Origin of the sequence: Streptomyces sp. NPDC056222, from assembly GCF_042264065.1 — a bacterium.
Taxonomy (GTDB): Bacteria; Actinomycetota; Actinomycetes; order Streptomycetales; family Streptomycetaceae; genus Streptomyces.
Map to the genome: position 1 here is coordinate 1 of NZ_JBHJTL010000160.1, position 9,633 is coordinate 9,633.

Consider the following 9,633-nt stretch of genomic DNA (forward strand, 5'->3'; position numbering starts at 1 on the left):
GGTGCCCCGCGCCCCGCCCCGCCCCACCCCCGCACCCCTGCGCCGGGGGGGGGGGGGCCCCCCCCCCCCCCCCCCTTCCGTATGTCCTACAGACTCTCCAGGAACGCCAGCGCGACCGCCCAGGTCTGCTCGGCGGCGCCCTCGTCCCAGTCCGGCAGCTCCGGATCGGTGTAGAGATGCCCGGCGCCCGGGTAGCGGTAGACCTCCACGTCCGCACCCGCCTTCCCCATGCGCAGATACCAGGACGTCAGCCAGTCGTGCGACTCGAAGGGGTCCGGGTCGGCGATGTGCAGCTGTACGGGAAGGTCGTCGGCGGACGCGCTCTCGGCGATGTCCGAGGTGCCGTGGAGAAGAAGCAGCCCGCGCGCCTTGTCGTCGCCCAGCGCGAGGGTCTGCGCGACCGAAGCGCCGAACGAGAAGCCCGCGTAGAGGAGACCGCGCTCGGAGTACGGAGCCGCGGCGAGGATCGCGCGCTTCAGCAGCTCCTCCTTGCCGATCTCCTCCTTGATCGCCATGCCCTCTTCCACGGTCTCGGCGGTCCGTCCCTCGAAGAGGTCGGGCACGTGCACCAGGTGCCCGGCGGCCCGCAGCCGTTCGGCCGCGGCCTCCACCGCCGGACGCAGACCGTAGGTCGAGTGGAAAAGCATGATGTCCATGCGGTCCATCCTGCCAGCCGCCGTGTCATCTCATGCTGCGCACGTCCAGGTGGCGCAGCACCCGGTCGACCACCTCGGGATCGGTGCCCGGCTCGCTCCGCGCCGAGAGCACCTCGTGGCGGGCGGCCGACATCATCTCCCGCTGGATGCGCTGCACGGCCTTGAGGCGTCCGGCCCGCTCGGTGAACGCCGCCCGGCGCTCCTCGTCCAGCATGTCGGGACTGATCCGCGCCCCGATGTCGAACGCCCCGCGCAGCAGCCGCTCCTGAACCTCTTCGGGCAGCTCCTCCGCATCCTCGATCTCCTTGAGCCGGCGCCTTGCCGCCTTCGCCGCACGGAGCGCGAGGTCCCGCTCCAGGGCTCGCTCGACGTCCGTGTCCGCCTGCACCCCGAGCCGCTTGACCAGCCAGGGCAGGGTGAGTCCCTGGAGGACCAGGGTGGTCATGATCACACAGAAGGCGATGAAGACGATCTCGTCCCGGCCGGGGAACGGCGAGCCGTCGTCCGTACGCAGCGGGATGGCGAGCGCCAGCGCCACCGAGGCCACCCCGCGCATCCCTGACCACCACATGACGACGGTCTCCCGCCAGCTCATGGGGATCTCCTCGTCGTAGTCGCGACGGGTGTGCAGCCGCTTGGCCAGCCAGGTGGCGGGCATCAGCCACAGCAGCCGTACGCCGATGACGACACCGGTCACGGCCGCGCCCCAGCCGAGCATCTCCCCCAGGCGGCCGTCGCTGGTGCCGAAGACGACGTGCAGTTCGAGTCCGATCAGTCCGAAGGCGATGCCCGTGACCAGGGTGTCGACGATCTGCCAGAACGCCTGTCCGGCGAGCCGGCCCATGACGTCGTCGGCGTCGAATGCGTGCTCGGCAAGGAAGAGGGCGACGACGAGGACGGCGAGCACGCCGGAGCCGCGCAGCTCCTCGGCGAGGACATAGGCGACGAAGGGGACGAGGAGGGTGAGCCCCGTCTGGAGGGTGGGCTCACCGAGCAGGCCCATCAGCTTGTTGCTGAGCCAGCCGAGGACGAGCCCGACGGCGATGGCGACGACGGCCGACAGGACGAGATCGAGACCCGCGCCCTCCCAGGAGAACGAGCCGCCGACCGCCGCGCCGATGGCCACGTGGTAGAGCACGATCGCGGTGACGTCGTTGAAGAGCCCCTCGCCCTCCAGGATCGAGACGAGCCGGCGCGGCAGCCCGAGCGACCCGGCGACGGCGGTCGCCGCCACCGGGTCGGGCGGCGCGACGAGCGCGCCGAGCGCGACGGCGGCGGCGAGCGGAAGCCCCGGGACGAGCGTGTGGGCCATGGCGGCGACGGCGGCCGTGGTGACGAAGACCAGGGCCACGGCGAGCAGGAAGATGGGCCGCCTGTTGGCCGCGAACTGGCGCCAGGAGGTGCGCTGCACGGAGGCGTAGAGCAGCGGCGGGAGGACGAGCGGAAGGATGTACTCGGGCGGGATCTCGACGCTGGGCACGAAGGGCAGGAAGGCCAGCACGATCCCGACGAGGGTCATGAGCACCGGGGCCGGCAGCCCGAGCCGGTCCCCGAGCGGCACGGTGAGCAGCGCGCCGAGCAACAGCAGGAACAACAGGGCCAATTGGTCCACGGTGAGCCCTCCCGGCCTGGCGGCACGGTCGATGATCGGGCCTCAACCCTGCCACGGGCGTGGACGAATCAACCCAAACCCGCCGACCGACGCCGCCCACGGGTGGCCCCGGAGGGAGCACCCCCGTGAGCCCGCGCGGACGCGTCCTAGAGCACCCGTCGCATCGCGCGGTGCGGAATGCCCGCGTCCTGGAACTCGGGGCCGTAGGCCTCGTAGCCGAGACGCTCGTAGAAACCGAGCGCCTGGGTCTGGGCATGGAGGTCCACGGCCGCCAGCCCGCGCGCACGGGCGGCGTCCTCGATGGCGCGGACCAGCGCCACGCCGACCCCGAGGCCGCGCGCGGCCTTGGTGACGGCGAGCCGCCCCAGCGAGCCCACGGACGTGTCGGCGCCGGTCTTGCCGATCGCGTCCTCGCCGTGGATCAGCCGTCCGGTGCCCAGCGGCAGTCCGTCCTCGCGGACGGCGAGGACGTGCACGGCCGTCTCGTCGTACCGGTCGTACTCGATCTCCTGCGGCACCCGCTGCTCGACCACGAAGACGTCCCGTCGCACCGCGAAGCAGGCCTCGCGGTCCTCGGGCCCGCGCACCTCGCGTACCGAGAACCCCGTGGTCACGCGCTCTCCGCCGCGATCCGGTCCAGCGCGTTCTGCAGGTCCGCCGGGTAGGTGCTCGCGAACTCGACCCAGCGCCCGTCCGACGGGTGCTCGAAGCCCAGCCGTACGGCGTGGAGCCACTGCCTCGTCAGACCGAGCCGCTTCGCCATCGTCGGATCGGCGCCGTAGGTGAGGTCGCCGACGCAGGGGTGGCGGTGGGCCGACATGTGCACCCGGATCTGGTGGGTGCGGCCGGTCTCCAGCTTGATGTCGAGCAGCGAGGCCGCGCGGTACGCCTCGATCAGGTCGTAGTGCGTCACCGAGGGCTTGCCCTCGGCGGTGACGGCCCACTTGTAGTCGTGCTGCGGGTGGCGGCCGATGGGCGCGTCGATGGTGCCGCTCATCGGGTCCGGGTGGCCCTGGACCAGCGCGTGGTAGCGCTTGTCGACGACCCGCTCCTTGAACTGCGCCTTCAGCAGCGTGTACGCCCGCTCCGACTTGGCGACGACCATGAGACCCGAGGTGCCCACGTCGAGCCGGTGCACGATGCCCTGGCGCTCGGCGGCGCCGGAGGTGGAGATGCGGTACCCGGCGGCGGCGAGGCCGCCGATGACCGTCGTTCCGGTCCAGCCCGGGCTCGGGTGGGCGGCCACCCCGATCGGCTTCATGATCACGACGATGTCGTCGTCGTCGTGGATGATCTCCATGCCCTCGACGGGCTCGGCCACGATCTGGACGGGCGCCGGGGCGCCCGGCATCTCGACCTCGAGCCACGCGCCTCCGCTGACCCGCTCGGACTTGCCGACGACGGCGCCGTCGACCTGGACCTTCCCGGAGGCGGCCAGCTCGGCCGCCTTCGTACGGGAGAACCCGAACATACGGGCGATGGCGGCGTCGACGCGCTCGCCCTCCAGGCCATCGGGAACGGGCAGGGTTCGGATCTCGGGACTCGTACTCACCCGTCGAGTATGCCTTGTCAGTCCTTGTGGACGGTGCCGTCCGGGTCCAGGCCCCGGAAGGACAGGATCACGATCAGGAAGCCGCCGCAGACGATCGCCGAGTCCGCGAGGTTGAAGACGGCGAAGTGGGCCGGCGCGATGAAGTCGACGACCGCGCCCTCGAAGACGCCCGGCGAACGGAAGATCCGGTCGGTCAGGTTGCCCAGCGCACCGCCGAGGAGCATGCCGAGCGCGATGGCCCACCAGGTGCTGTAGAGCTTGCGCGCGAGCCGGGCGATCACGATGATCACCGTCGCCGCGATGAACGTGAAGATGATCGTGAAGGCCTCGCCCATGCCGAAGGCCGCACCCGGGTTCCGGATCACATGGAACGTCAGCAGGTCCCCGACGACCCGGATCGGCTCACGGCCCTCCAGCTCGGCCACCACGAGCAACTTGCTGCCGAGGTCGAGCAGGTACGCGAGCAGAGCGACCACGAAGAGCGCGACGATCTTGCGCTTGCCCTTGGGCTGCTCGGCGGGGGCCGCCGCCTCGCCGTCCGCCGCGCCGTCCGCGCCTGAATCCGGCGTACCGATGATGCGCTCCGCCTCTGCCACGTGAGTCCCTCAACCTAGGTGCCCTGACTGTGCACGAGGGTACGTCACGCCTCCGCGGCACCGTCAGGGCAGCCGGGCACCGAATCAGCCGCGCCGCTCCTGCTTCTGCTTGTCCTCGACGCACAGCGTGGCCCGCGGGAACGCCTGCATCCGCGCCTTGCCGATCGGCTTGCCGCAGACCTCGCAGAGCCCGTACGTGCCCGCGTCCAGCCGCTCCAGGGCGTGCTCGGACTGCTCGAGCATCTCGCGGGCGTTGGCCGCCAGGGCCAGCTCGTGCTCGCGCGTGATGTTCTTGGTGCCCGTGTCGGCCTGGTCGTCGCCCGCGCCGTCACCGGAGTCCCGCATCAGCCCGGTCAGCTCCTCCTTGGAGTGGAGCAGCTCGGCCCGGAGTCTGAGCACCTCGCTCTCCAGCTCGGCGCGGGCCTCGGCGACCTCCTCGGGCGTCCAGGGGTCTTCGCCGGGACGCACCGCGAGCTCGCCGGTACGGGCCGGGGGGACCGCGGCCTCGTTCTCGGCCGTCGTGACGCCACCCGCGGTCTTCTTCGCTGCCACCGTCCTGGCTCCTGTCTGCTTCACCTGCGCCGCGGACGCGGCCTTCTTCGTGACCGCGGCCTTCTTGGCCGGGGCTTTCTTCGCCGCCGGGGCCTTCTCGGCGGCCGTGGACCTCTTGGCCGCCGCGGCCTTCTTCGTGGCTGCTTTCTTCGCCGGGGCCTTGGCCTTCTTGGCCGCCGGAGCCTTCTTCGCGGCCGCCTCCTCCTCGGGAGCCGCCTTCCCGGCGGAGGTCTTCCTCGCCGTGCTGTTGGCCGTCTTCTTCGCCGTGCTCGTGCGTGCCGGGGCCGCCGCGTTCGCCTTCTTCGTGACCGTCGTCTTCTTTCCGGTGACGTCCTTGGCCGCCCCGCCCGCACCGGCGGTACCGGCGGTCGAGGTCTTCTTCGCGGCGGTCTTCTTCGCCACCATGTCGCGGCCCCTTCACATTTTGTGATCTTGCTCGCGAATCGTGCTGGGACGATAAATCGGCCCAAGGCCCGCGGCAACGGGGCACGCCGCCGTTTCGCACCCGCCCATGCCCGCGGCAAGGCATGCCTGCCTCCGTTGTGCCCAGCTCCCCGCCCGGTAAATCCGCCCCGTCGCCCCGGCCGAAGCCCGACCGCGCCCGTATGGCCATTCGGGTCACGCCGGACGCCCCGGCGAGCCGCCGGAAAAGCGGTCTGCCGACCCGCTTCCCGCCCCGTACACTGGGCAGAGCGAAAGGCTTGGATGGGGACGAGTAGCGTCGTACGCAGCCATGAGCGACCCGGGGACGGTGAGAGCCCGGGGGCCAGCCCGATGTGAAGGATCACCCCGGAGCCGCCGGAAGAAAGCCGTCAGGCGACTAGACCCGGCATCGCGACCCCAATGAGGGGGCCACGGGCACACGCCCGGGGCCAAGGAGGGTGGTACCGCGGGAGCCGCGCAGCACAGCGCTCTCGTCCCTCCGGACGGAAACGAAGCAGTCCGCCGGAGGAAGATCGATGACGCAGTACCGCCAGGTGCCCGCCCAGGTCGACCTGCCCGCGCTCGAGCACGCCGTGCTCGATTTCTGGCGCGAGAGCAAGGTCTTCGCCAAGACCCTGGAGCAGTCCGAGGGCCGCCCCGAGTGGGTGTTCTACGAGGGTCCGCCCACCGCCAACGGAATGCCCGGCGCCCACCACATCGAGGCCCGCGTCTTCAAGGACGTCTTCCCCCGCTTCCGGACCATGCGTGGCTACCACGTGGCCCGCAAGGCCGGCTGGGACTGCCACGGCCTCCCGGTCGAGCTCGCCGTCGAGAAGGAGCTCGGCTTCTCCGGCAAGAAGGACATCGAGGAATACGGCATCGCCGCGTTCAACGACAAGTGCCGCGAGTCCGTGACCCGCCACACCGACGCGTTCGCCGACCTGACGACGCGCATGGGCTACTGGGTCGACCTCGACGACGCGTACCGGACGATGGACCCCGAGTACATCGAGTCGGTCTGGTGGTCGCTCAAGCAGATCTTCGACAAGGGCCTGCTGGTCCAGGACCACCGCGTCGCCCCCTGGTGCCCGCGCTGCGGCACCGGCCTCTCGGACCACGAGCTGGCGCAGGGGTACGAGACGGTCGTCGACCCCTCGGTCTTCGTCCGCTTCCCGCTGACCTCGGGCCCGCTGGCCGGCCAGGCGTCGCTCCTGGTCTGGACGACGACCCCGTGGACCCTGGTCTCGAACACGGCCGTCGCGGCCCACCCCGAGGTCACCTACGTCGTCGCGACCGACGGCGAGGAGAAGCTCGTCGTCGCCGCGCCGCTGCTCGAGAAGGCGCTCGGCGAGGGCTGGGTGACCACGGGCGAGTCCTTCACGGGCGCCGAGATGGAGCGCTGGACGTACCAGCGCCCCTTCGAGCTCGTCGACTTCCCCGCGGAGGCCCACTACGTGGTGAACGCGGACTACGTCACGACCGAGGACGGTACGGGTCTGGTGCACCAGTCCCCCGCCTTCGGCGAGGACGACCTCAAGGTCTGCCGTTCCTACGGCCTGCCGGTCGTGAACCCGGTCCGCCCCGACGGCACCTTCGAGGAGGACGTGCCGCTGGTCGGCGGCGTCTTCTTCAAGAAGGCCGACGAGCAGCTGACCGCCGACCTGGACGCCCGCGGCCTGCTCTTCCGCCACGTCCCGTACGAGCACAGCTACCCGCACTGCTGGCGCTGCCACACGGCGCTGCTCTACTACGCGCAGCCGTCCTGGTACATCCGTACGACCGCCGTGAAGGACCGCCTTCTCGAGGAGAACGAGAAGACGAACTGGTTCCCGGACTCGGTCAAGCACGGCCGCTTCGGCGACTGGCTGAACAACAACATCGACTGGGCGCTCTCCCGCAGCCGCTACTGGGGCACCCCGCTGCCGCTGTGGCGCTGTGAGGACGACCACCTGACGTGCGTGGGCTCGCGCGCCGAGCTGTCCGAGCTGACGGGCACGGACCAGTCGGAGCTCGACCCGCACCGCCCGTACATCGACGCGGTGACCTTCCCCTGCCCGAGCTGCTCGAAGACGGCGACGCGTGTGCCGGAGGTCATCGACGCCTGGTACGACTCGGGCTCGATGCCGTTCGCGCAGTGGGGCTACCCGCACAAGAACAAGGAGCTCTTCGAGTCGCGCTACCCGGCGCAGTTCATCTCGGAGGCGATCGACCAGACGCGCGGGTGGTTCTACACGCTGATGGCGGTCGGCACGCTCGTCTTCGACAAGTCCTCGTACGAGAACGTGGTCTGCCTCGGCCACATCCTCGCCGAGGACGGCCGCAAGATGTCCAAGCACCTGGGCAACACCCTCGAGCCGATCCCGCTGATGGACCAGCACGGCGCGGACGCGGTCCGCTGGTTCATGGCGGCCGGCGGCTCGCCGTGGGCGGCGCGCCGGGTGGGCCACGGCACGATCCAGGAGGTGGTGAGGAAGACCCTCCTCACCTACTGGAACACGGTCGCCTTCCAGGCGCTGTACGCCCGTACGTCGGGCTGGGCGCCGAGCGCGGCGGACCCGGCGCCGGGTGAGCGCTCGGTCCTGGACAAGTGGCTCCTGTCCGAGCTGAACACGCTGGTGTCCGAGACCACGCAGGCGCTGGAGTCGTACGACACGCAGCGGGCGGGCAAGCTGATCTCGTCGTTCGTGGACGACCTGTCGAACTGGTACGTGCGGCGTTCGCGCCGCCGGTTCTGGCAGGGCGACGCTGCGGCGCTGCGCACCCTCCACGACGTGATCGAGACGGTCACGCGGCTCATGGCCCCGCTCACGCCGTTCATCACGGAGCGGGTGTGGCAGGACCTGGTGGTTCCCGTGACGCCGGACGCCCCGGAGTCGGTCCACCTCTCGACGTGGCCGGAGCCGGACCTGTCGCTGGTCGACCCGACGCTCCCCGCGCAGATGACGCTCGTCCGCCGCCTGGTGGAGCTGGGCCGGGCGACGCGGGCGGAGTCGGGCGTGAAGACCCGCCAGCCCCTGTCGCGCGCGCTGGTGGCCGCGACGGGCTTCGGGGACCTCTCCCCGGAGCTCCAGGCCCAGATCACGGAGGAGCTGAACGTCTCGTCCGTGGCTTCGCTCTCCGAGGTCGGCGGCTCGCTGGTCGACACCACGGCGAAGGCGAACTTCCGGGCGCTGGGCAAGCGCTTCGGGAAGGGCGTCCAGGACGTGGCGAAGGCGGTCGCGGCGGCGGACGCGGCGGCGCTGTCGCTGGCGCTGAGGAGCGGTGAGGCGACGCTGGAGGTCAACGGCGAGACGATCACGGTCGGTCCGGACGAGATCATCATCACGGAGACTCCGCGCGAGGGCTGGTCTGTGGCGTCGGACGCGGGCGCGACGGTGGCGCTGGACCTGGAGATCACTCCGGAGCTCCGCAAGGCGGGCCTGGCGCGTGACGCGATCCGCCTGATCCAGGAGGCCCGCAAGAACAGCGGCCTGGACGTGGCGGACCGGATCGCTCTGCGCTGGACGTCGGACTCCCCGGAGACCACGGAGGCCCTGACGGCCCACGCGACCCTGATCGCGGACGAGGTCCTGGCGACGGACTACGCGACGGGCCCGGCGGACGACACGTTCGGCACCCCGTTCAAGGACGAGGGCCTGTCCCTGACGTTCCAGCTCCGCAAGGCATAACGGCGACACGAAGCGGCCCGGCCCCTACGGGGTGCCGGGCCTTTTCGTTCCCTCTGACGAGCCAGAGGCCCGACGCCGCCGCCACGGCACAGAACACAGCGCCACACGGCCCGCGACCTGCGCACGCGCCCACAGGCGGCACAGACCCTGCGGCGCGAGCCACCGCCGACCCGGCCACTCCCACAGGCGGCACCGCCCTGGGACGCGAAGCCCCCACCGACCCGGACACGCACCCGCCGACGGGGACGGCCCTGCGGCGCGAAGCCACCGCCGACCTGAGCAAGCACCCGTAGGCAGCACAGACCCGGCAGCGCAAAGCCACCGCCGCCTCAGACACACACCCGCAGACGGCACGGCCCCGCGGCGCAAAGCCACCCCCGCCCCGGGCACCCACCCGCAGGCGGCACGACGCTGCGTCGCAAAGCCCCCCACCAGGACACGGCTCCCGGCGCGAAGCCGCCGGCCTCTCGGGGCGTGGGGGCGGAGCCCCCCCGGCCGCCCTACCGGGGGCTGGGGCGGGGCCCCCCGTCGGGGAGGGGCGGGGGGGGGGAGGGGCCCGCCGCCGGGGCCCCCC

General features: G+C 71.5%; 7 protein-coding genes. 1 reads left to right on the forward strand and 6 read right to left on the reverse strand.

What is annotated here, in order from left to right; translation table 11 throughout:
* Positions 1 to 86 precede the first annotated feature (86 nt).
* The 6 genes from ACFC0D_RS37160 to ACFC0D_RS37185 form a co-directional block, all read right to left on the reverse strand.
* Complete coding sequence (locus ACFC0D_RS37160) at positions 87 to 656, reverse strand: dienelactone hydrolase family protein (RefSeq protein WP_376446168.1); 570 nt, start codon at positions 654 to 656, stop codon at positions 87 to 89.
* 25 nt (positions 657 to 681) lie between these two features.
* Entirely contained in the window at positions 682 to 2,268 is a 1,587-nt protein-coding gene (locus tag ACFC0D_RS37165; RefSeq protein ID WP_376446171.1) for a Na+/H+ antiporter, read from the reverse strand.
* A 146-nt stretch (positions 2,269 to 2,414) separates the two neighbouring features.
* On the reverse strand, positions 2,415 to 2,882 hold the full coding sequence (locus tag ACFC0D_RS37170) for a GNAT family N-acetyltransferase (protein WP_376446174.1): 468 nt from the start codon (positions 2,880 to 2,882) through the stop codon (positions 2,415 to 2,417).
* Positions 2,879 to 3,820, reverse strand: coding sequence for an RluA family pseudouridine synthase (locus ACFC0D_RS37175; RefSeq protein ID WP_361433021.1), 942 nt, complete (start codon positions 3,818 to 3,820; stop codon positions 2,879 to 2,881). The genes ACFC0D_RS37170 and ACFC0D_RS37175 overlap by 4 nt, the downstream gene beginning before the upstream one ends.
* A gap of 17 nt (positions 3,821 to 3,837) precedes the next feature.
* The gene (gene lspA, locus ACFC0D_RS37180; RefSeq protein WP_376446179.1) at positions 3,838 to 4,416 is read right to left on the reverse strand and encodes a signal peptidase II; all 579 of its coding nucleotides are present in this window, start codon (positions 4,414 to 4,416) and stop codon (positions 3,838 to 3,840) included.
* A gap of 84 nt (positions 4,417 to 4,500) precedes the next feature.
* A complete protein-coding gene (locus tag ACFC0D_RS37185) occupies positions 4,501 to 5,373 on the reverse strand; it encodes a TraR/DksA family transcriptional regulator (RefSeq protein WP_376446182.1) in 873 nt (290 codons plus the stop codon).
* 554 nt (positions 5,374 to 5,927) lie between these two features.
* Between ACFC0D_RS37185 and ileS the strand changes: the two genes are divergently transcribed.
* Entirely contained in the window at positions 5,928 to 9,059 is a 3,132-nt protein-coding gene (gene ileS, locus ACFC0D_RS37190) for an isoleucine--tRNA ligase (protein ID WP_376446185.1), read from the forward strand.
* Positions 9,060 to 9,633: the final 574 nt, after the last annotated feature.